This window comes from Pseudomonas putida (assembly GCF_005080685.1).
GTDB classification, from domain to species: domain Bacteria; phylum Pseudomonadota; class Gammaproteobacteria; order Pseudomonadales; family Pseudomonadaceae; genus Aquipseudomonas; species Aquipseudomonas putida_V.
In genome coordinates, this window is sequence record NZ_CP039371.1 from 5,961,606 (window position 1) to 5,983,088 (window position 21,483).

The 21,483-nt window shown below is 63.9% G+C and carries 15 protein-coding genes; 3 read left to right on the top strand and 12 right to left on the bottom strand.

Annotated features, from left to right (window positions below):
- Positions 1 to 23 precede the first annotated feature (23 nt).
- Positions 24 to 992 carry a metal ABC transporter ATPase gene (locus tag E6B08_RS27675; protein WP_136916875.1) on the top strand — a complete coding sequence of 323 codons (969 nt, stop codon included), beginning with the start codon at positions 24 to 26 and terminating at the stop codon, positions 990 to 992.
- Between the two features lie 31 nt (positions 993 to 1,023).
- On the opposite strand, the gene hldE is transcribed toward E6B08_RS27675, so the two are convergent.
- The 3 genes from hldE to E6B08_RS27690 all read right to left on the bottom strand — a co-directional run bounded on the left by hldE (position 1,024) and on the right by E6B08_RS27690 (position 5,572).
- Positions 1,024 to 2,445 (bottom strand): bifunctional D-glycero-beta-D-manno-heptose-7-phosphate kinase/D-glycero-beta-D-manno-heptose 1-phosphate adenylyltransferase HldE, encoded by a 1,422-nt coding sequence (gene hldE, locus E6B08_RS27680; protein WP_136916876.1) that lies wholly within the window; start codon positions 2,443 to 2,445, stop codon positions 1,024 to 1,026.
- Positions 2,446 to 2,572: 127 nt separating this feature from the next.
- The gene (msbA, locus tag E6B08_RS27685) at positions 2,573 to 4,381 is read right to left on the bottom strand and encodes a lipid A export permease/ATP-binding protein MsbA (RefSeq protein ID WP_136916877.1); all 1,809 of its coding nucleotides are present in this window, start codon (positions 4,379 to 4,381) and stop codon (positions 2,573 to 2,575) included.
- A gap of 15 nt (positions 4,382 to 4,396) precedes the next feature.
- Positions 4,397 to 5,572 carry an O-antigen ligase family protein gene (locus tag E6B08_RS27690; protein WP_136916878.1) on the bottom strand — a complete coding sequence of 392 codons (1,176 nt, stop codon included), beginning with the start codon at positions 5,570 to 5,572 and terminating at the stop codon, positions 4,397 to 4,399.
- Between the two features lie 102 nt (positions 5,573 to 5,674).
- Here E6B08_RS27690 and E6B08_RS27695 point away from each other — a divergent pair, with 102 nt between their 5' ends.
- The gene (locus E6B08_RS27695) at positions 5,675 to 6,280 is read left to right on the top strand and encodes a toluene tolerance protein (RefSeq protein WP_136916879.1); all 606 of its coding nucleotides are present in this window, start codon (positions 5,675 to 5,677) and stop codon (positions 6,278 to 6,280) included.
- Positions 6,281 to 6,282: 2 nt separating this feature from the next.
- Here E6B08_RS27695 and E6B08_RS27700 read toward each other — a convergent pair whose 3' ends face one another.
- From E6B08_RS27700 to putP, 9 genes are all read right to left on the bottom strand, one after another.
- Entirely contained in the window at positions 6,283 to 7,374 is a 1,092-nt protein-coding gene (locus E6B08_RS27700) for a glycosyltransferase (RefSeq protein WP_136916880.1), read from the bottom strand.
- A 45-nt stretch (positions 7,375 to 7,419) separates the two neighbouring features.
- Positions 7,420 to 8,193 carry a glycosyltransferase family 2 protein gene (locus E6B08_RS27705; protein WP_136916881.1) on the bottom strand — a complete coding sequence of 258 codons (774 nt, stop codon included), beginning with the start codon at positions 8,191 to 8,193 and terminating at the stop codon, positions 7,420 to 7,422.
- A 65-nt stretch (positions 8,194 to 8,258) separates the two neighbouring features.
- Positions 8,259 to 9,215, bottom strand: a complete 957-nt coding sequence (locus E6B08_RS27710) for a glycosyltransferase family protein (RefSeq protein ID WP_136916882.1) — start codon at positions 9,213 to 9,215, stop codon at positions 8,259 to 8,261.
- A gap of 34 nt (positions 9,216 to 9,249) precedes the next feature.
- A complete protein-coding gene (locus E6B08_RS27715; protein WP_136916883.1) occupies positions 9,250 to 10,665 on the bottom strand; it encodes a PIG-L deacetylase family protein in 1,416 nt (471 codons plus the stop codon).
- Positions 10,662 to 11,558: an antimicrobial resistance protein Mig-14 gene (locus tag E6B08_RS27720; protein ID WP_136916884.1), complete on the bottom strand. Its 897-nt coding sequence runs from the start codon at positions 11,556 to 11,558 to the stop codon at positions 10,662 to 10,664. Before E6B08_RS27720 ends, E6B08_RS27715 begins: the two co-directional genes overlap by 4 nt.
- The gene (locus E6B08_RS27725; RefSeq protein WP_136916885.1) at positions 11,558 to 12,688 is read right to left on the bottom strand and encodes a glycosyltransferase; all 1,131 of its coding nucleotides are present in this window, start codon (positions 12,686 to 12,688) and stop codon (positions 11,558 to 11,560) included. The genes E6B08_RS27720 and E6B08_RS27725 overlap by 1 nt, the downstream gene beginning before the upstream one ends.
- Positions 12,672 to 14,429 (bottom strand): carbamoyltransferase, encoded by a 1,758-nt coding sequence (locus tag E6B08_RS27730; RefSeq protein WP_136916886.1) that lies wholly within the window; start codon positions 14,427 to 14,429, stop codon positions 12,672 to 12,674. The genes E6B08_RS27725 and E6B08_RS27730 overlap by 17 nt, the downstream gene beginning before the upstream one ends.
- Before the next feature lie 252 nt (positions 14,430 to 14,681).
- Positions 14,682 to 15,518, bottom strand: coding sequence for a 23S rRNA (adenine(2030)-N(6))-methyltransferase RlmJ (locus E6B08_RS27735; protein ID WP_136916887.1), 837 nt, complete (start codon positions 15,516 to 15,518; stop codon positions 14,682 to 14,684).
- Between the two features lie 166 nt (positions 15,519 to 15,684).
- Entirely contained in the window at positions 15,685 to 17,163 is a 1,479-nt protein-coding gene (gene putP / locus E6B08_RS27740; protein ID WP_136916888.1) for a sodium/proline symporter PutP, read from the bottom strand.
- A gap of 356 nt (positions 17,164 to 17,519) precedes the next feature.
- Here putP and putA point away from each other — a divergent pair, with 356 nt between their 5' ends.
- Positions 17,520 to 21,473: a trifunctional transcriptional regulator/proline dehydrogenase/L-glutamate gamma-semialdehyde dehydrogenase gene (gene putA, locus E6B08_RS27745; RefSeq protein WP_136916889.1), complete on the top strand. Its 3,954-nt coding sequence runs from the start codon at positions 17,520 to 17,522 to the stop codon at positions 21,471 to 21,473.
- Positions 21,474 to 21,483 lie beyond the last annotated feature (10 nt).

Consider the following 21,483-nt stretch of genomic DNA (forward strand, 5'->3'; position numbering starts at 1 on the left):
CGACCGACGCAAGGAGGAGCCTCGTGCCGCGAACGTTGATCCGCAAGAACCCGAGCAACTTCAAGACCCTGCCCCTGCATGTCGAGGCCACCCCGGAAGGGCTGGCCTATCAGAGCATCGGCATGCCGCTGAATTTCAACCAGACCCAGCAACGCCGCCGCGCTATTCAACTACCCGACACGCAACGGTTCGTAGCCGAGCTGGCCAACCTCGGGGTTTCGGTGCGCCTGACCCTGAACTGGCAGAACCGCGACTACTGGGTATTGGTACGCCAGCGGCGCCAGGACCGGGGCGACGTGGTGCTCAAGCTGATCTCCGGCTACGTACCCGCGCAAGAGCTGAACCTGCCGCTGCACACCGCCGTGCAAGAGGTGGCCGAAGAGTGCCTGCTGGAGACCCCGGAAGGCTGGCTGGGCGGACGCTTCAACGATACCTGGCTGCCGGCGCCCTATGCCGCGGCCCTGCATTACCGTGAAGCGCTGCCGTTCGTGCTGACGCCGCAGTCCGGCGCCGCCCGCCCCGTGCACTGCGCCAACCTGATGCTGCTGGAGCGTCCTCGGGCGTACGTGCACCTGCCCACCGCATCGCTGCAACTGATCTACGACATGCGCTTGCAGGTACCTCGGGAGGCCAAGAAGCTCAGCCTGTTCCACGTCGATGAACGCCTGGAAGGCGACCAGCTGGTAGCACGGCTCAACCGCAAGCGTCCCGACCTGTACCTGATGCCGCTGAAGGACGGCCAGCCATTGGCCGAACTGTACACCTTGCGCCAGGACGAACTGGTGCGCGCCAGTACGCGTGGGCTGTACCTGGCCGAGAGCTTTGCCCGTCAAGACGGATGGGTGGTCGGGGAAGAGCGGATTCGCTGGAAGGACTGGGTGAAGCAGCAAGGGCTGGAAGAGCACAAGCCGGCCCGCGCCTCCCACCTGCAACGCTTCGGCGACAAGGCCCGGGCGCTGCTGGCGCGAGCGCGGACCTCGATGCACAAATGATCCCCGGGGCCGCGATGCGGCCCCAGCAGTATCAGTTCTTGCGGATTTTCTCGACGATGGCCGTGGTCGAGCTGTTCTCGACCAGCCCGAGCACCTTCACGGTACCGCCATAGGACTTGACCAGATCGGCACCGACCACCTGCTCGATGCCGTAGTCGCCGCCCTTGACCAGCACATCCGGCTTTACCTCGCCCAGCAGGTTTTCCGGGGTGTCTTCGGGGAAGCTGATGACCCAGTCCACCGCGCCCAGGCCGGCCAGCACGGCCATGCGCCGGTCGACGCTGTTGATCGGCCGGCCAGGGCCCTTGAGGCGGCTGACCGAGGCGTCGTCGTTGACCGCGACGATCAGGCGATCGCCCTGGGCACGGGCTTGCTCCAGGTAGGTCACATGCCCGGCGTGGAGGATATCGAAGCAACCATTGGTGAAGACGATCTTCTCTTTGTGCGCACGTGCATCGTCGATCGCCAGCAGCAGTTGCTCAAGGCCCAGCACCCCGCGCTCGGAACCTTCCTCGCGCTGGATCGCCCGGCGCAGTTCCGGGGCACTGATGGCCGCGGTACCCAGCTTGCCGACCACGATACCCGCCGCCAGGTTGGCCAGGGCCACGGCATGGGGCAGGTCTTCGCCAGCAGCGATGGCCACGGCGAGGGTGGAAATGACGGTATCGCCGGCGCCGGTGACATCGAACACTTCACGGGCCCGAGCCGGCAGGTGCAATGCAGGCTGGCCGGTGCGCAGCAGGGTCATGCCGTGCTCGCCACGGGTCACCAGCAGCGCGCCGAGGTCCAGGTCCTGCAGCAATTGCAGGCCCTTGGCGACCAGTTCGGTCTCGTCGGCGCAGCGGCCCACGATGGCTTCGAATTCGCTGAGGTTCGGGGTGATCAGGCTGGCACCGCGATAGATGGTGAAATCCTTGCCCTTGGGGTCGGCCAGCACCGGAATGCCGCGGCCTCGGGCGGCCTGGATCAGGCCCTGCGGGTCTTTCAAGGCGCCCTTGCCATAGTCGGACAGCACCAGCACCTTGACGCCTTCGAGCAGGCTGTCGACCTGCGTGCCCAACGACACCGCATCGGTGGCGAACGGCTCTTCGAAATCGATGCGCAGCAATTGCTGGTGACGGCTCATGACCCGCAGCTTGACGATGGTCGGCTGGTGCGCGATGCGCTGGAACAGCGAGCGCACACCGGCAGCCTGCAGGCTGTTGGCCAGGCTCTCGGCGGCCTCGTCCTGGCCGGTGACGCCGACCAACGATGCCGGCGCGCCCAGGGCAGCGATGTTCAAGGCGACGTTGGCCGCGCCGCCGGGGCGGTCCTCGATCTGATCGACCTTGACCACCGGCACCGGCGCCTCCGGCGAAATACGCGAAGTACCGCCATGCCAGTAGCGGTCGAGCATGACATCGCCGACCACCAGTACCGGGGCTTGATCGAAACGCGGCATGGACAACTTCATGGGCAACCCAAAAGAAATAATGAACAGGGGCAGGATATTAGCACAGGGCCGGCACCGGCCTTACGGCCAGTTGGGCTCTGGAAAATCCCGGTGACAATCGGGGCCGCACGGGCCCCGCATCGGTGTTTCAGGTGATATCGGCCTTTTCTGGCTCGTCCAGCCCCATGGCATGCAGACGGGCGTAGTGACCGTTGGCCTGCAGCAACTCGGCATGAGTGCCGCGCTCCACCAAACGGCCCTGGTCCATGACCAGGATCAGGTCGGCCTTCTCGATGGTGGACAGGCGGTGGGCGATCACCAGCGTGGTACGGCCCTTCATCACGTGATCCAAGGCGGCCTGGATATGCCGCTCGGACTCGGTGTCCAGGGCCGAGGTGGCTTCGTCGAGAATCAGCAGCGGCGCGTTTTTCAGCAAGGCCCGGGCAATCGCCAGGCGCTGGCGCTGGCCACCGGACAGCAGCACACCGTTCTCCCCCACGTCGGTATCGAAGCCCTTGGGCAGCTTGTCGACGAACTCCTTGGCGTAGGCGTCGGCGGCGGCCGCCTCGATGTCGGCACGCGGGGCGCCCGCCAGGTCGCCATAGGCGATGTTGTTGGCCACGGTGTCATTGAACAGCGTGACATGCTGGGTCACCTGGGACACATGGCGACGCAGGTTGCGCAGACGGTAATCGGAAATTTCCAGGCCATCGAGGAGGATCTGGCCCTGGTCGTGGTGGTAGAAGCGCGGAATCAACGCAGCCAAGGTCGATTTACCGCTGCCCGAGCGGCCCACCAGGGCGATCATCTGCCCAGGCTCGGCGACGAAGCTGATATCGCTCAGCACTTCACGATCGGTACCGGGGTAGCTGAAGCTCAGGTTGCGCACTTCCAGGCGGCCTTCCACACGGTCCTTCTCGATGGTACCGGTATCCACCTCGGGCGCTTCGTCGAGCTGCTCGAAGATGCTCTCGGCGCCAGCCAGGCCTTTCTGGATGGTCGAGCTGACCTCCGAAAGCTGACGGATCGGCTTGGGCAGCAGGCCTGCGGCGGTGATGTACGCCACCAGCTCACCGGCCGACGAATCGCCACGCATGAACAGCACCAGGAACATCAACGCAGCCATGGCGGTGTAGATCACCAATTGCAGCAGCGGGGTGTACAAGGCACCGGTCTTGGTCATCTTCAGCTGTTTGTCGGTGTTGCTCTGGCTGGCCCGCTCGAAGCGCTTCTGCTCGTAGGTTTCACCGCCGAAGCTGCGCACCACCCGGTAGCCCTGGATGGTTTCCGAGGCGACGTGGGTGACATCGCCCATGGCCACCTGGATCTTCTTGCTCTGCTTGCGGAATTTCTTGCTGGCCACGCTGACCATGATGGCGATGACCGGCAGGATGGCCAGCATCACCATGGTCAGTTGCCAGTTCATCCACACCAGGTAGCCGAACAGGAAGACCACGGTCAGCCCCTCGCGGATGACCACCTTGATCGCATCGGTGGCGGCACCGGTGACCATGGTCACGTTGAAGGTGATGCGCGAGATCAGGTGCCCGGAGTTGTGGTTGTCGAAATAGCGGTTGGGCAGTACCAGCAGCTTGTTGAACAACTCCACCCGCAGGTCGTGGACCAGGCCCAGGGAGACCTTGGCCAGGAAGTAGTTACCCAGGAACGAGCCGAAGCCCTGCCAGGCAGCGATCAGGATGATCAGCAACGGCACCGCCTGCAACAGCTGCAGGTCTCGCAGGTAGGGCACGTTGGGGAACAGGACTGCCTGTGGGTTGCTCAGGCCATCGACGAAATATTTGAGGATCCCGGCCAGCATCGGCTGGGTCGAGGCGAAGATCACGAAACCGACGATGCTCAGCAGGAAAATGCCGACATAGGGTTTCACGTAGCTCAGCAGCCGGAAATAGATCTTCAGGCTGGAGTTGTGCTCCGCCGGTCGCGGTGTTTCGGCCATCATCGAGCTCGCTGTTCAGGTTGAACCGGAAATTTTACCACAGGCTTTGTTTTCGGCACGCACCCATGGCAACAGCATGACCAAACCGACTGGCAGCCAACTGATGAACCACTCGGCCCGCGGAGTATCGGTAAGGCTCGCTGCGTCGAACTGCATGGCGAGGGTTGAAAATAGCCACAGGCCTAACAAAGCCTTGCCGATGCCGGTATGGCGGGCACGTACGATTTCTGCAAATGCAAACAGCCAGACAGCTATCCACAGCATCATCCCCGGGATACCCAACTCCACAGCCACGTGGGTGAACATATTGTGGGTATGATCGAACTGAGCCCGGCCTACGACAACGTGATAGACCGTCCCCAGCCCCAAGCCACTCCAGGGATGTTGACCAATCATCTGCAGCGCAGCGTCGAAAATCTCCGGTCGATAGGATGCACCTCGCCTCAGGATCACCGCAGACATCAAGTAAAAAGCAACGCCCGTCGCGACAACGGCTAAACCTGCAAAGACCTGGCTCTGGCGGCTGCGATACCACAGTGGCCTGGCCACAACCGTCAGCACCAGTGCAACAGCAGCACCGCGACTCTGGCTCAACACCACGAACGCTCCCAGCGCCGCCAGGGATAACACCCAGGCAAGCTGAGCGCCACGTTGGCGTGGCACGTTATGGAGTAGGCAAAGCACTGCAGCCGCGATCACATAAGCGCCAAGAATGGGGTGGGAGATTTCGCCGATCCCTTGCAGCCGCGCAAGCCAGAGTCGCCCATGTACGCCATAGAAAACAACGATGGATGCCAATGCGGCAACGGCCAGAAGCCCGGCTCCGACCTGAAGCAGGCAACGCACGCGGCCGAGACCTGCTTGCGCCAGCAAGGGGAACGCTATCAGGAACAGTAGGATGTAGAGCAAACGCTTGCCGTCGCGTCCACCTTCCGCTGTGGTCGACCAGGTCAGGCTTATGGCACTCCAGGCCAACAGCAGCGAAATGCTGATCCATAAGGCGGGTTGCAGTCGCCAGGCCTGCACCAGCACCCGCCTGCCCGACCAAGCCATCACCAATGCAGGCAACCACAGAAAGAGAATGATGCCCTGTTGATAGATTTTGTTACTGGGCGCCAAAGCAATTGCGCCCAGGAACCACACCAAGCCAAACCCTAGCCAAGCACGTGCCCAGCTCTTCTGATACAACATCCATCCCCCCGGTGAATCATCAAGACACCATCATGGTGCTGCGGCATTATTTTCGGCATTATTGCCGGTCAATTTGCTTGCCAGACGACAAGGCTCCTATCCATGCAATGCTCCCGGCTACCTCAGGTCGACTTCGATCAGCTGACACTTGGCGCCCAGATTCTGGAGGCGGATAGTTACGGCGCCAAAGTCTACCTGCTTGGCGATGGCAATTTCCTCAAGGTTTTTCGTCGCAAGCGCTTGTTTTCATCCGCGCTGCTGCGCCCCTACTCCCAGCGCTTCATCGACAACGCCCTGCGCCTGGCGCAACTGGGCATTCCCACCCTCGAGGTGATCAGCCACCACAAGCTGGACCTGCCAGGACGCACGGCGGTGTTGTATCGCCCGCTGCCAGGGCGGACGCTGCTGCAGATGGCCCGTGAAGAAAATTTCAGCTGGGATGTCTACCTGCCCAGGCTGGTCGAGTTGATCCACCAACTGCACCGCTCGGGGGTGTACTTCCGCTCGTTGCACCTGGGCAACGTGGTGGTGACGCCCGACGATCGCCTGGGCCTGATCGACGTCGCCGACATGCGTTTCCTGCGCGCACCGTTGTCCGCCCGGATGATCCGGCGCAACGTGCAGCACATGGTGCGTTACATCGAGCGTGAAAAGCTCGGCGAGCGCTTCCCGCTCGCCGACTTCCAGGCCGCCCTGCTGGGCGACTGAGGTCAATCGCGCAGCAGGCGTTCGGAGCCATCCCTGAAGGCCTGCCACGATTGCTCGGGCGCCAAGGCCTGGCGCTGTTGGCGGACCTGGTCCTGCGGGCTCAGGCTGACCACCCGCTGGATCTCCACGGCCCAGGCCTGGGCATCACCAATCGGCAGGTAGCACCCAGCATCTTGCAACTGCTCGCGGAACACCGGCAACTCGCTGCAGATTACCGGCACATCCGCCAGCACCGCCTCCTGCACCACCAGGCCCAGGCCTTCGGCGCGGGACGGCACCAGCAGCCAGTCGAAGGCGCGATAGAGCTGCTGCATGTCCTTGCGGTGGCCGTGCAAGGTAATGCAATCGGCCAGCCCCCGCGACTCGATGCAGGCCTGCAAACTCGCGCGTTCGCTGCCTTCGCCCAGCACCACCAGGCGGATTTCCGGATGCTGTGCATGGGCCAGGGCAAAGGCCTGGATCAGCATCTCGAAACCCTTGCTCTCGACCAGCCGCCCGACTGCACCGAACACCCGGCCGCCTTCCAGTGGTAGCTCGAGCGCCTGGCGCGCCTGTTCACGGCTCATCAGGCTGGCCCCGAACGCCTGCGGCTCGTGGGCCATGCGCAAGGTCTGCACAGGGCGCTGCAAGATCTGTCCAAGATGCTCACCCAGGGTTCGCGAAACGGCGGCCAAAGCCACCCGCTCGGGTGTAAAACCGTTGAGCAGGCGCACGTCCCGGGCGCTAAGACGCGTTTCGCCATGGAACATGACCTTGGCGCGCAGGTTGGGCAACCGATGCAGCAGCGGCAGCACCATGCGTGCGACCCCTACCCCATCGATCAGCACGACATCGGCCTGGGCCTCTGCCAGCGCCTTGCCCAGGCGATAGCGCAACCAAGGCCGGATCAGGCGCCACAAGCCCCGCCCCTTCAACGCCCGCTGCGGCATACGCCACTCGAGCGTCGATCCCAGGCCATGGCACAAGCCGTGGCCGGTGAGCAGCCAGTTGCTGATCCGTGCATCCGCACCAACCAACGACAATACCTGCCGGTGCACCTTGTGCACCGACATGTACGGCGAACCGCCCGCCCACATCACGTTGACGATGTTCATAGGGTCAGCGCCCCTCTCCCGCACAAGCCAGGTGGGACAGCGTATTCATTGAACAAGAAGGGTGATTCCCGTGCCTATGAGGGCGCCGAACACCAGCGTTGCCGCCAGTTTGATCCGATCGCGTTGACGCCGCTTGGCCTTGCGCTGGACCTCTTCCGGCAGGGTCACATGGCTGCCGAAACCAGTGTGCAACACCGCGTCACCTTCCAGGGTGACGGCCGTCAGCTGCAGCTCCGCATAACGCCGGGAGAGTGCCTTCTCTCCAGCATAGGCGGCAAATGGCGCACAGCGTTGGTAATCGCTCAAGCGGCGCAGGCCGGGGTTGAGCGAGAACGCCTGCCATTCGGCTTTTTCGGAAAGCAGCGGGTAGCACGGCACGCCGGCGATGACCTGTCGATCGCCCAGGTGGATATACGGACTGTGCACCGCCAGGTCGTGGGCATAACTGCGCAGCCAGACCTGCAACAGGTTCGGGCTGACTTCGAGAATGGCCCGCGAGTCCTCGACGAAGCCCTGGCGGTAGAACTGCCAGTCGTCCTCGCAATGGAAGATGTAGGCCGTCTTGACGTGGCTGTAGGCCAGGTCGATGGACGGTAGCTGGCCTAGCTTGGGACGGTTGACGAAGACCGTGCAGTGGCTCTTCCAGTGCTCCGGCACGGCTGCGTGCACCGCATCGTCGCCGGAATCCTCGGTAATGAAAACCTCCCGCACGGGCGCCGTATTGTAGCGATCGAAACTGGCCAAGGTGTCCTTGAGCAGGTCGAAGCGCCCACAGCTGGTCACCACCAGCGTGATGTCACTGTCATCAGAAAAGCGCACGGACTCCCTCCGAGTTGCAGCAGGCGACTTTGTATACCCCGTCCGTGGGCATCAAAGTACTGTTATCAGACTCCCAGGCGCTGGCGCAGGCGCTGCCAGGCCGAAAGTGGCGGATGCGGCCTCAGTTCAGGGCGCATGTGTTCGACGATGCTACGACCAACCTGGCCGAAAGCGAATCGAGATACTGCCAAACGGCGACCGTTCTCTGCAATCTGCTGAGCCAGGCCTAAGTCCGAACGCAGTGTACGAAGTTTCTCTTGTAGCGTAGGAATATCTTTGTAAAAAACGATGTTGTGCATGTCCTGCAGACCCAGGGCACGGTTTTCCTCCTCGCCCTGGTCGAAGGCGAACAACACGCAACCGCAGGCCATCGCTTCGAAGTTCTTGATCATGTACTCGCCCATGCCGACGTCGGCACTGACGAAGAAGCGGATGCGGTTGAGGGTATTGCAGTAGTCCTCGCCCGACTTGGTCTTGGTCACCACCAGGTTCTCCACCCGCCCCAGCTCATCGAGCAACGCCTTGCGGCCGCTGTAGGCGACGCTGCCGGTGCTGCCGACGAAGGCAAGTTCGATGTCGCGCTCACGGCCCTGGTCGCTGAGCAGTCGCTCGTCATAACCCTTGGGCACGAACACCGCATCGAAACCTTCCAGGCGCAGGCGTTCGCTGACGTTGTAACCGGAACTGATCACCCGCGCCCAGGGCATCTTGCGGTAGTGCGCGCTGAATTTGCCGGTGTACTTGCAAGGAATGTAGTTCTGGTAGGCATCGTGCTCGAGGATCACCAGGTTGGGCACGGTACGGATGAACGACGCCTGGCGCATTTCCTTCTTGAAACGCAGGAAGAACAGGATGCGATCGTAGCGCTCGACATCGATCTCGCGCTTGAAGTAGCGGCGCAGGTTGCGCTGGTCTTCATCGCTGACCCAACGGATATCACACTCGCAGTTGGCCGCGACGCCATCGTACAAACGGTCGAGGATCGCCCGCTGTTCCTGCTGCACCAGAAATAGGACTTTCATTGCGTTCCTTGGGCGCTCACGCCATTGCGCTCAATCAAAGGTCGTTGTTCAGCTCGCGCCGCCAGAACAACTCATGGCGACGCACAGCCTTGCGGAAAAACTCGTTCTCTCCGTATGGCGACGGGCGGCGCCCGGCCAGCCAGCGCTGCAACAGGCGACGCAAACGGCGCTTGAACGGGGCTGGTGGCTGCAGGTCATGCATCATGCCCAGGGCCATGGCCTTGTCGCGCTGGATAGCCAGGTCGAGCACCAGGCTGCACGGTGCCCATGGCTGGCCGGCTTCGAGTTGTGGCGGCAAGGCCACGCCGTCGCCACTCTCGCCCATCGGCCAGCGGTCGTTGTCATGCAGGTGGTTGGCATAGCACAGCAGCGTCTGCGGCTGCCAGGCCAGGCCTTCGAGGGCCTCGAGCACCGCCGCCTGGGCGCAGATATGGTCGGGGTGCGGGTCGAGCTGTGGGTGCGGCATGACCAGCACCTGGGGCTTGGCCAGCTCCAGCAGGGCGCGCAGGTCGGCCAGCAGGTTGCGCCAGGTCGGTGCACCGTCGACATCGCCAGGCAACTGCAGCGGATTGAACTGACGGAAGGTGCGGATATCGTCCAGCTCGGCCTCGCGTGACGCCATAGGCACGTCGGGGTCTGCCTGCATCGCTGGCAGTTGCAGGCAGAAGTAGCCCAACTGGATGCACTGCGACTCCGGCACGCCCGCCCAGCGCGGCACCGCGATGCTGTCCCAGGCGCGCAGACGGCCCTTGAGGCGTGCGGCATCGGCTTGGCCCATTCCCATCTGCTGGTAGTGCTCGGCCTCGATTTCACCCGCGGTCAGGGTCACCACCCAGGTCTCCTCGGCCTGGCTGTACAGACCATAGGCTGCAAGCTCCGCATCGTCGGCATGCGGGGCGATGACCATCACCCGGCGGCGGCGCAACTCGACGCTGGGCGTGACCCAAAGGCGTGGCTCGCCCTGCAGCCGACAGTGACGACCGCGCAGGCGCAGCCCACCGGCCTGCAGCGGTGCGGCCAGCCCTGTGAGGTTCAGGTAGCGCAGGCCGTCGACGCCGCGCTCGAACGTTTGGCGGTCGCTCTGGGCACCGGCCATCAGCTCGATCCGGGGGTCGAGAAAACGCCCCAGCCAGGTACTTTTGACGCGCAGCGCCAGCACCAGGGTTTCATCGCCCGCGAGGGCAACATCGGTAACGAGCATGCCACCGCGCAGACTCACGGTCGTTTCGACAGCGTGCTCGCCGAAATCGTACGCGTAGTCCTCGCCTGGCGCGTAGAACAGATGGTCGGCGAACCAGGCCTCATGCCCAGCCCAGAGCAGCGGCAACAGCAACAGTGGCAACCACCACCAACTGAACACACCCAGCAACAGCAGCGCGACCAGTGCCGCGAGCAGGCCCAGGCGCTTGTTGCGCCGATGGCGCTTGAGCAACTGCTGCTTGCGGCTCACACCTGGAACACCGGCACAGGGTTGCACCAACGGTCCTTGTACTCGCGATCGGCACGGCCGAACGAGAACCGCAACGGCTTGTTACGCGCCTGGGCGTCTTCCCAGGCAGCCTGGGTATTGAGGAAGCTCAGGACGCTGCCAGGGCTGAAGGCCTTGGTCTCGGGGTCGACGCCGCCATTGACGTACTCGACGCTGATCCATTCCGGCGCCTCGACCCGATACACCAGCTGAATGGCGATGGCCTTGCCTTCAAGCAACAGCACCGAACCGATCAACAGTGAACGCAAGCGTTCCAGCACCTCGGCCATGCGCTCGGCTCCGGTGGCCGGGAAGCCCCAGCGGCGCTGGAACAGGTCGCAGTACATCGCGGCGATCTCGACAGAGCCGAAATCGCCGATCGGCATGACCTGCCCACCGGCTTCTTCCAGCAGGCGCAGTTCGCGGCGCTGGTTGTAGCGGAATTTCTTCGACAGGTCTTCATGGGCACGGGCCATGGCCAGTTGCTCGGCCTGTGGTTTGAGGCCGACGAAGCGCCCCTGATTCAACTCGGACAGGTAGCGACCGGCATGACGCAGCGGGGCACCGGCCTGGGCATCGGCCGGCAGGATGATCTCGGCGTTGCCGAGATCGAACAGGCCTTTTTTACCTACGCGCTTGAGCACGTCCTTGGACAACGCCAGGTGGCGCCCCCAGGCAGGCAGCGCGGCCTTGAGTTCACCAGCCTGGTACCAGCCCAGGTAGCGCACCGGGATCTGCGCCAGGTCGGCCAGTTGCTCGATCACCAGTGGATGGCTGGCGACACTGCCGCCAAAGCGCGTCCAGGCCTCGGCATAGGCAACCGCGTCGATGGGCGTCCAACCGCGTTCGCGAAACGCTTGCAGGTGGTTGAGCATCAGGCCTGCCCCACCAGCGCCCGCACCTGCGGCAACTGCCAGAAGGCCTCGCGCACGGCGTGGTCGGAAAAACGTTCGTGCAAGCGCTGCAGCATGTGCTCGGCGCAGGCCTCGCGCTGCTCGGCATCCAGCCCGGCCATGTGCGTCAGGCCCTCGGCCAGTTGCGCGGCATCGCCCAGCGGGAACAGCACGCCAACACCTTCGACCACCTCGCGGGCACCGCCACAAGCGGTAGCCAGCAGGGGTACACCGGCCACCATCGCTTCGAGCAGGACCATGCCGAACGGCTCATGATCGGAACTCAGGGCGAACACGTCGAAGGCCTGGAAATAACGCCGCGCATCCGGCACCTGACCAAGGAAATCGACCTGGGCGGCAATGCCCAGCTCCGTGGCCAGGGCCTTGAGCTTGTCCTCCAGGCGACCTTGCCCGAGCACCGCCAGGCGTGCGCCGGGCGGCAGCGACGGCAACGCCTGGGCAAAGCCGCGCAGCAAGGTGGCTTGATCCTTGTCAGGATGCAGCCGACCGACGTTGCCCACGACCCACGCCCGCGCATCCAGGCCCAAGGCCGCGCGCGCCTCGGCGCGGGGCACCAGGGCAGTTTGCAATGCCGGAATGTCGATGCGGTTATAAAGCGTCTGGATACGCTCGGCCGGCCACTGCGGCAGGCAACGACGCATGTCGTCGCGCACCGCGTCCGACACACCGAGCAGGCTCAGGCGCTGACGGAACAGGTTGGCGAACAACCGACGGCCTTTGCGCTGGTAGTCACCGAAGGCATGGTGCACGCCGATCACCGGCAGACCGGTCGCCAGCAGGGTGATGTAGATCGGTTTGAAGCGATGGGCGATGCAAAAGCTGAAATCGCGCTCGGCGGCGATCCGGCGCAGCGCGCGGATCGCCCCCAGCTTCAGGCCGCGAACGGCCTTGGAGCTGAACTCGAGGAACAGCACCTCGTCCGACGCACAGCCAGCGGCTACCTGCGGGTCGGCGGCGCCAGTGAGGAACACCGTGGTGACCTTGTAGCCGCTACCCTGGAACAGGCTGGCGTACTGACGGGCGCAGTCGAGGAACGGCCCGTCGTAGCCATGGCAGAACTGCAGTACGCGTGGCTCAGAGCGGCTGGTCATACAGGGCCGCGCCGTCCTTGACCACCAGGATGTCTTCCATGATCAGGTACTGCAGATCCGAGCCGAAGAACATGTTCAGGGCGTCGGTCGGCGAGCAGATCATGGGTTCACCACGGCGGTTGAGCGAGGTGTTCAGCGACACGCCGTTGCCGGTCAGGTCTTCCAGCGCCTTCATCATGTCGTAGTAGCGCGGGTTGTACTCGCGCTTGAGCACCTGGGCGCGCGAAGTGCCGTCCTCGTGGACAACTTCCGGGACGCGGGTCTTCCACTCTTCGGCGACTTCGAAAGTGAAGGTCATGAACGGCGCCGGGTGGTCGACCTTGATCATCTGCGGGGCGACGGTGTCGAGCATCGACGGGCAGAAAGGCCTCCAGCGCTCGCGGAACTTGATCTGTTCGTTGATCCGGTCAGCCACGCCCGGCACGCTCGGGCAGCCGATGATCGAGCGACCACCCAGGGCACGCGGGCCGAATTCCATGCGGCCCTGGAACCAGGCCACGGGATTGCCGTCGACCATGATCTTGGCGATGCGCTGCGGCGTATCGTCGAGCTTGCGCCATTTGGGCGCGTTCGGATGACGGGCACAGGCGGCGATCACGTCTTCGTTCGAGTAGGCAGGGCCGAGGTAGACGTGCTCCATCTTCTCGACCGGCACGCCGCGGGCGTGGGACACGTAAGCAGCAGCACCCACCGCAGTACCGGCATCGCCGGACGCCGGCTGGACGAACAGTTCCTTGAGGTCGGGACGGGCGATGATCTTCTGGTTGAGCTTGACGTTCAGCGCGCAGCCGCCGGCGAAGGCCAGCTTGCCGGTTTCACGCAGGGTGTCGCCCAGGTAGTGGTCGATCATCTGCAGCGCCAGCTTCTCGAACAGCGCCTGCATGCTGGCCGCGTAATGGATGTACGGCTCGTCGGCGATATCGCCTTCGCGCTTGGGGCCCAGCCATTCGATCAGCTTGGGCGAGAAGTAGAACCCCTTGCCCTTCTCTTTATAACGACGCAGGCCGATGACGTTGGCGTACTCGGTGTTGATCACCAGTTCGCCGTTTTCGAAACTGGCCAGGCGCGAGAAATCGTACTTGCTGGCATCGCCATAAGGGGCCATGCCCATGACCTTGAACTCGCCATCGAGCATCTCGAAGCCGAGGAACTCGGTGATCGCGCCATACAGGCCGCCCAAGGAATCTGGGTCGAAGAATTCTTTGATCTTGTGGATCTTGCCGTTTTCGCCGTAGCCGAAGAAGGTGGTGGCGTACTCACCTTTGCCGTCGATGCCGAGGATCGCGGTCTTTTCCGTGAAGCCCGAGCAGTGATAGGCGCTGGAGGCGTGGGCCAGGTGGTGCTCGACCGGCTCGATCTTGACCTTCTTCGGGTCGAAGCCCAGCTGCTCCAGGCACCAGACAATCTTCTTGCGGTAGCGTTTGTAGCGACGGTTACCCATCAGGATGGCGTCGAGCGCACGATCCGGGGCGTACCAGTAACGCTTGGCATAGTGCCAGCGAGCCTTGCCGAACAGGCTGATCGGGGCGAACGGAATGGCCACCACGTCGACGTCGGATGGCTTGATGCCAGCCTGCTCCAGGCAGAACTTCGCCGATTCGTAGGGCATGCGGTTCTTCGCATGCTTGTCACGCACGAAGCGCTCTTCTTCGGCGGCGGCAATCAGCTTGCCGTCGATGTACAGCGCCGCGGAAGGGTCATGGCTAAGGGCGCCGGACAGGCCAAGAATCGTCAATGCCAAGGGATGAGCCTCTTCATTCGGTAGAGATGCGCCAGCGGCCTCTTGGGTGGCTGGCGGCTAAAGAGCGGGATTATAACGCAAAGCACAGCATGCGCATGCCCCTGCGAGGGCTGCGCCTTCGATCGCGCCACAAGGCCGCTCCCACAGGCATGGCGCTGTGCCTGTGGGAGCGGCCTTGTGGCGCGATTGGGCCGCACAGCGGCCCCAGGCGTTCAACCGCAACGCATGCGTTGCAGGGACACTGCTGCTCGCTTACTCGGCGATCAACCAGTCCATGCGGAAGCTGCCAGCGGTCTGCGCCAGTTCCTTGGCCAGCCAAGGCAGCAACTCGCGCAGCTCGTCCTCCAGTCCCCATGGCGGGTTGGCGATGGCCAGGCCGGAGCCGTTGAGGCCCTGCGGGCTGTCCTGGTGATGCACGTACAGCTCGACGCGCAGCAGCTTGGGCGCACCCGTGCTGGTCAGATCCTGATAGAAACGCGTGAGCGCGCGCTGGTCCTTGATCGGGTACCAAATGGCGGCGACGGTCTGGCGCATGCGGCTGATCGCCTCTTTCATCGCGACCGTGCAGCGTTTGAGCTCGTCGGCCTGCTCGAACGGCGGGTCGATCAGCATGATCGCGCGCTTTTCCTGCACGGGCAGCAGCGCTCGCGGCACATGCCAGCCCTCGCCCAGGTGGACGACCACTCGCGGGTCCTTCTTCATGTTCTCTTTGAGCAGCGGCCCGTCCTCCGGGTGCTTCTCGTTGAGCAGTGCACGGTCCTGCTGACGCATCAGCCGCCGGGCAAGCTCGGGCGATCCTGGGTAGTAGCGCAATTCGCCATCGGCGTTCAGGCGCTTGATGATGCGCAGGTAGTCGGCGGTCATCGCCGGCAGATCGTCGCGATTCCACAGGCGCGCGACACCTTCGAGGTATTCGCCGGTACGGCTCGCCTGGTCGCCTTGCAGGTCATACAGACCAAGGCCGGCGTGCGTGTCGATGTAGGCGAACGGTTGCTCCTTGCGCGACATCAGGGCGATGAGGCGGGTCAGCACGATGTGCTTGAGTACGTCGGCATGGTTACCGGCGTGGAAGGCGTGACGATAGTTCATGGCAACTCCTGCGGGGAGGGCAAGTTTACCTTGCCTTGCAGGCGACGTCAGGCCTGGCTGTCGGTCGGTGGTAGGGCCATCGCCGGCAAGCCGGCTCCTACAGGTTCGTCATGCTCCTGCAGGAGCCGGCTTGCCGGCGGTGGCACCGCCACCGATTCAGCCGATGTTACTTCTCAGCGTGATACGCCGCATCGGCGGTCTCGAAGCGCTGCAGCATGGCCTGCGACGGGCTGCCCAGCTTGCTGACCAGCACGATGGCGATGCTGGCGAACAGGAAGCCCGGGATGATTTCGTACAGGCCCAAGGTGTCGAACTGCTTCCACAGGATCACGGTGACTGCACCGACCACGATACCGGCCAAGGCGCCGTTGCGGGTCATGCCCTTCCACAGTACCGAGATCAGCACCACCGGACCGAAGGCGGCACCGAAGCCAGCCCAGGCGTAGGCGACCAGGCCCAGTACGCGGTTCTCCGGATTGGCAGCCATGGCGATGGCGATCAACGCCACGGCCAGCACCATCAGGCGGCCGACCCATACCAGTTCGACCTGAGAGGCGTTCTTGCGCAGGAATGCCTTGTAGAAGTCCTCGGTCAGCGCGCTGGAGCACACCAGCAGCTGGCAGCTCAGGGTGCTCATCACCGCCGCCAGGATGGCCGACAGCAGCACACCGGCGATCCAGGGGTTGAACAGGATCTTCGCCAGCTCGATGAACACGCGCTCGTGGTTCTCGGAGACCGGACCTGCCAGGTCAGGGTGCGCCGAGAAATAGGCGATGCCGAAGAAGCCCACTGCACAGGTACCGGCCAGGCACAGGATCATCCAGGTCATGGAGATGCGACGGGCATTGGCGATCGACTTCACCGAATCGGCAGCCATGAAGCGCGCCAGGATGTGCGGCTGGCCGAAATAGCCCAGACCCCAGCCCATCAGCGAGATGATGCCGATGAAGGTCGCCCCCTTGAGCATGTCGAAGTTCGCCGGGTTCTGCGCCTCGATCGCCAGGAAGGTGGTGTCGAAACCGCCGGTGGAGATCAGCACGATGATCGGGGTGAGGATCAGCGCGAAGATCATCAGCGACGCCTGCACCGTATCGGTCCAGCTCACTGCCAGGAAACCACCGACGAAGGTGTAGGCGATGGTGGCCGCGGCGCCTGCCCACAGGGCAGTCTCGTACGGCATGTCGAAGGTGCTTTCGAACAAGCGTGCGCCGGCAACGATGCCCGAGGCACAGTAGATGGTGAAGAACACCAGGATGACGATGGCCGAGATGATCCGCAGCAGGCCGCTCTTGTCTTCGAAACGGCTGGCGAAGTAGTCCGGCAGGGTCAGCGCGTCGCCGTTGTGCTCGGTCTGCACCCGCAGGCGCCCCGCAACGAACAGCCAGTTCAGGTAGGCACCGACGGTCAGGCCGATGGCGATCCAGGCTTCGGAGAGGCCGGAGAAGTAGATGGCGCCCGGCAGGCCCATCAGCAACCAGCCGCTCATGTCGGAGGCGCCGGCGGAGAGCGCGGTGACCACGCTGCCGAGGCTGCGACCACCCAGGATGTAATCGGAAAGATTCTTGGTGGAGCGATAGGCAGCGAAGCCGATCAGCACCATTGCAGCGATGTAGATCACGAAAGTGATCGTGAGTGGATTGCCCATGCGTGTGCCCTGGCGTTTGTTTTTATCTCATGTACAAACCGCCGAGAGACGGTTGCACCCAGGTGGCGCATCCTATGCAACAACGCAAATACGGTGCAACCCTTTTTGCCGCGCCAGTTGCACCAAGGCGTATTTTTCCGAAATTGCCTACTTTTTGCTCCTTTCTGGAGCAAGAACGGCCTTTTTAAGAAAAAACTGCACTTAAAATGACCATTTTCAGGTTGTGGATAACGCTGGGTGACACAGCGAAACCACGCCGCAAAAAATTCAGGTTGCACCTAGTTGCACCCGAAATCGCCTACAGCTAATCTTGGCGCCAGCTTAGGCCACAACCGTGGCAATAACGAGGATAAGAAATGGCGACGACCACCCTGGGGGTCAAACTCGACGACCCGACCCGTGAGCGACTCAAGGCAGCTGCGCAGTCCATCGACCGCACGCCGCACTGGTTGATCAAGCAAGCGATCTTCAATTACCTGGAGAAGCTCGAGGGTGGTGCCACCCTGACCGAACTCAACGGTCACGCCAGCAACCTGGCAGACGATGCCGGCGAGGTCCAGGCAGACCACAGCCACCAGTGCTTCCTTGAGTTCGCCGAAAGCATTCTCCCGCAATCGGTATTGCGCTCGGCCATCACCGCCGCCTACCGCCGCCCCGAGCCGGAAGTGGTGCCCATGCTGCTGGAGCAGGCGCGCCTGAGCACGACCCAGGCCGAGGCCACCAACAAGCTGGCTGCCGGTATCGCCGAGAAGCTGCGCAATCAGAAGAGCGCAGGCGGGCGCGCCGGCATCGTCCAGGGTCTGCTGCAGGAGTTCTCGCTGTCGTCGCAGGAAGGCGTGGCGCTGATGTGCCTGGCCGAAGCGCTGCTGCGCATCCCCGACAAAGGCACCCGTGATGCCCTGATCCGCGACAAGATCAGCAACGGCAACTGGCAACCGCACCTGGGCAACAGCCCGTCGCTGTTCGTCAACGCCGCGACCTGGGGCCTGCTGCTGACCGGCAAGCTGGTCTCCACCCACAACGAATCCGGCCTCTCCGCCTCGCTCACCCGCATCATCGGCAAGAGCGGCGAACCGATGATCCGCAAGGGCGTGGACATGGCCATGCGCCTGATGGGCGAGCAGTTCGTCACCGGCGAGACCATCGCCGAAGCCCTGGCCAACGCCAGCCGTTTCGAGTCCAAGGGCTTCCGCTACTCCTACGACATGCTCGGCGAAGCCGCACTGACCGAACATGACGCACAGAAATACCTGGCCTCCTACGAGCAGGCGATCCACTCGATCGGCAAGGCCTCCCATGGCCGCGGCATCTATGAAGGCCCGGGCATCTCCATCAAGCTGTCGGCCCTGCACCCGCGCTACAGCCGCGCCCAATACGAGCGCGTGATGGAAGAGCTGTATCCTCGCCTGCTGTCGCTGACCCTGCTGGCCAAGCAATATGACATCGGCCTGAACATCGACGCCGAAGAGGCCGACCGCCTCGAGCTGTCCCTGGACCTGCTCGAGCGCCTGTGCTTCGAGCCGTCGCTGGCTGGATGGAACGGCATCGGTTTCGTCATCCAGGCCTACCAGAAGCGTTGCCCGTACGTGATCGACTACGTCATCGACCTGGCCAAGCGCAGCCGCCACCGCCTGATGATCCGCCTGGTGAAAGGCGCCTACTGGGACAGCGAGATCAAGCGCGCCCAGGTCGAAGGCCTGGAAGGCTACCCGGTCTATACGCGCAAGGTTTACACCGACGTGTCCTACGTCGCCTGTGCACGCAAGCTGCTGGCAGTGCCGGAATCCATCTACCCGCAGTTCGCCACCCACAACGCCCACACCCTGTCGGCCATCTACCATATCGCCGGGCAGAACTACTACCCCGGCCAGTACGAGTTCCAGTGCCTGCACGGCATGGGCGAGCCGCTGTACGAGCAGGTGGTCGGCAAGGTCTCGGAAGGCAAGCTGAACCGCCCTTGCCGCGTTTACGCACCGGTTGGCACCCATGAGACGCTGCTGGCCTACCTGGTTCGCCGCCTGCTGGAAAACGGCGCCAACACCTCGTTCGTCAACCGCATCGCGGACCACTCGATTTCCATCCAGGAGCTGGTCGCCGACCCGGTCGCCAGCATCGAGCGCATGGCCACCCAGGAAGGCGGCATCGGCCTGCCGCACCCGCGTATCCCGTTGCCACGCGAACTGTACGGCAGCGAACGGGCCAACTCGGCCGGCATCGACATGGCCAACGAACACCGCCTGGCATCGCTGTCCTGCGCCATGCTGGCCACCGCACACAACGATTGGAAGGCCACCCCGCTGCTGGCCTGCGCCGCCAGCGAAAGCCCGGCGATTGCGGTGCTGAACCCAGCGGATCACCGCGACGTGGTCGGCCACGTGCACGAAGCCACCGTTGCCGATGTCGACAACGCCATCCAGTGCGCACTCAATGCCGCGCCGATCTGGCAGGCCACCCCACCCGCCGAGCGTGCCGCGATTCTCGAGCGTACCGCCGACCTGATGGAGGCCGAGATACAGCCGCTGATGGGCCTGCTCATCCGCGAAGCCGGCAAGACCTTCGCCAACGCCATCGCCGAAGTGCGCGAGGCAGTGGACTTCCTGCGCTACTACGCGGTCCAGGCGCGCAACGATTTCAGCAACGACGCCCACCGCCCGCTGGGCCCGGTGGTGTGCATCAGCCCGTGGAACTTCCCCCTGGCGATCTTCACCGGCCAAGTGGCTGCAGCACTGGCTGCAGGCAACCCGGTACTGGCCAAGCCTGCCGAACAGACCCCACTGATCGCGGCCCAAGCCGTGCGCCTGCTGCTCGAAGCCGGCATTCCGGAAGGCGTGCTGCAACTGCTGCCAGGCCAGGGCGAGAGCGTCGGTGCCGGGTTGGTCGGTGACGAGCGCGTCAAGGGCGTGATGTTCACAGGCTCCACCGAAGTCGCCCGCCTGCTGCAACGCAATGTGGCCGGCCGCCTGGACAACCAGGGCCGCCCGATCCCGCTGATTGCCGAGACCGGCGGCCAGAACGCGATGATCGTCGACTCCTCGGCGCTGACCGAGCAGGTGGTCATCGATGTGGTGTCGTCGGCCTTCGACAGCGCCGGCCAGCGTTGCTCGGCCCTGCGCGTCCTGTGCCTGCAGGAAGACTCCGCCGACCGCGTGATCGAAATGCTCAAGGGCGCCATGGCCGAAAGCCGCCTGGGCAACCCGGATCGCCTGGCCGTGGACATCGGCCCGGTGATCGACGCCGAAGCCAAGGCCGGCATCGAGAAGCACATCCAGGGCATGCGCGAGAAAGGCCGCTCGGTCTACCAGGTGGCCATCGCCGATGCCGCCGAGGTCAAGCGCGGCACCTTCGTCATGCCGACCCTGATCGAACTGGAGAGCTTCGACGAGCTCAAGCGCGAGATCTTCGGCCCGGTGCTGCATGTGGTGCGCTACAACCGCCGCAACCTCGACCAGCTGATCCAGCAGATCAACGACTCCGGCTACGGCCTGACCCTCGGCGTGCATACCCGCATCGACGAGACCATCGCCAAGGTGGTGGAAAACGCCAATGCCGGCAACATGTACGTCAACCGCAACATCGTCGGCGCGGTGGTCGGCGTGCAGCCGTTTGGCGGTGAAGGCCTGTCCGGCACCGGCCCGAAAGCGGGCGGCCCGCTGTACCTGTACCGCTTGCTGTCGACCCGCCCGGCCGACGCGATCGGTCGCCACTTCCAGCAGCAGGATGGCGCCGGCCAGCCGGATCGCGCCCTGCACGACCAGTTGATCAAGCCGCTGCACGCGCTCAAGGCCTGGGCCCAGGGCAGCCAGCAGGCCGAACTGGCCACGCTGTGCGAGCAGTTCGCCGGCCAGTCGCAGAGCGGCATCGCCCGCCTGCTGCCCGGCCCGACCGGCGAGCGCAACAGCTACACCATCCTGCCGCGCGAGCACGTGCTGTGCCTGGCTGACAACGAAGCGGACCTGCTGGCGCAATTTGCCGCTGTACTGGCGGTGGGCAGCTCGGCGGTATGGGTCGATGGCGAACCCGGCAAGGCCCTGCGTGGCCGCCTGCCGAAGGAGCTGCAGGCCAAGGTCAAGCTGGTGGCGGACTGGAACAAGGACGAAGTGGCGTTCGATGCCGTGATCCATCATGGCGACTCGGACCAGTTGCGCGGCGTTTGCCAGCAGGTGGCCAAGCGCGCCGGCGCCATCGTCGGTGTGCATGGGCTGTCCAGCGGCGACCATCAGATTGCGCTGGAGCGGTTGGTGATCGAGCGCGCGGTGAGCGTGAACACCGCAGCCGCTGGCGGTAACGCGAGCCTGATGACCATCGGTTGATGGTGGGCGG

Excerpts from the sequence above, each read along its gene's own strand:
- hldE (WP_136916876.1), bottom strand. The coding sequence starts at position 2,445 with ATGAAGTTGTCCATGCCGCGTTTCGATCAAGCCCCGGTACTGGTGGTC.
- E6B08_RS27690 (WP_136916878.1), bottom strand. The coding sequence starts at position 5,572 with ATGTTGTATCAGAAGAGCTGGGCACGTGCTTGGCTAGGGTTTGGCTTG.
- putA (WP_136916889.1), top strand. The coding sequence starts at position 17,520 with ATGGCGACGACCACCCTGGGGGTCAAACTCGACGACCCGACCCGTGAG.
- E6B08_RS27725 (WP_136916885.1), bottom strand. The coding sequence starts at position 12,688 with ATGACCAGCCGCTCTGAGCCACGCGTACTGCAGTTCTGCCATGGCTAC.
- E6B08_RS27720 (WP_136916884.1), bottom strand. The coding sequence starts at position 11,558 with ATGCTCAACCACCTGCAAGCGTTTCGCGAACGCGGTTGGACGCCCATC.
- msbA (WP_136916877.1), bottom strand. The coding sequence starts at position 4,381 with ATGGCCGAAACACCGCGACCGGCGGAGCACAACTCCAGCCTGAAGATC.
- E6B08_RS27695 (WP_136916879.1), top strand. The coding sequence starts at position 5,675 with ATGCAATGCTCCCGGCTACCTCAGGTCGACTTCGATCAGCTGACACTT.
- E6B08_RS27700 (WP_136916880.1), bottom strand. The coding sequence starts at position 7,374 with ATGAACATCGTCAACGTGATGTGGGCGGGCGGTTCGCCGTACATGTCG.
- putP (WP_136916888.1), bottom strand. The coding sequence starts at position 17,163 with ATGGGCAATCCACTCACGATCACTTTCGTGATCTACATCGCTGCAATG.
- E6B08_RS27735 (WP_136916887.1), bottom strand. The coding sequence starts at position 15,518 with ATGAACTATCGTCACGCCTTCCACGCCGGTAACCATGCCGACGTACTC.
- E6B08_RS27710 (WP_136916882.1), bottom strand. The coding sequence starts at position 9,215 with ATGAAAGTCCTATTTCTGGTGCAGCAGGAACAGCGGGCGATCCTCGAC.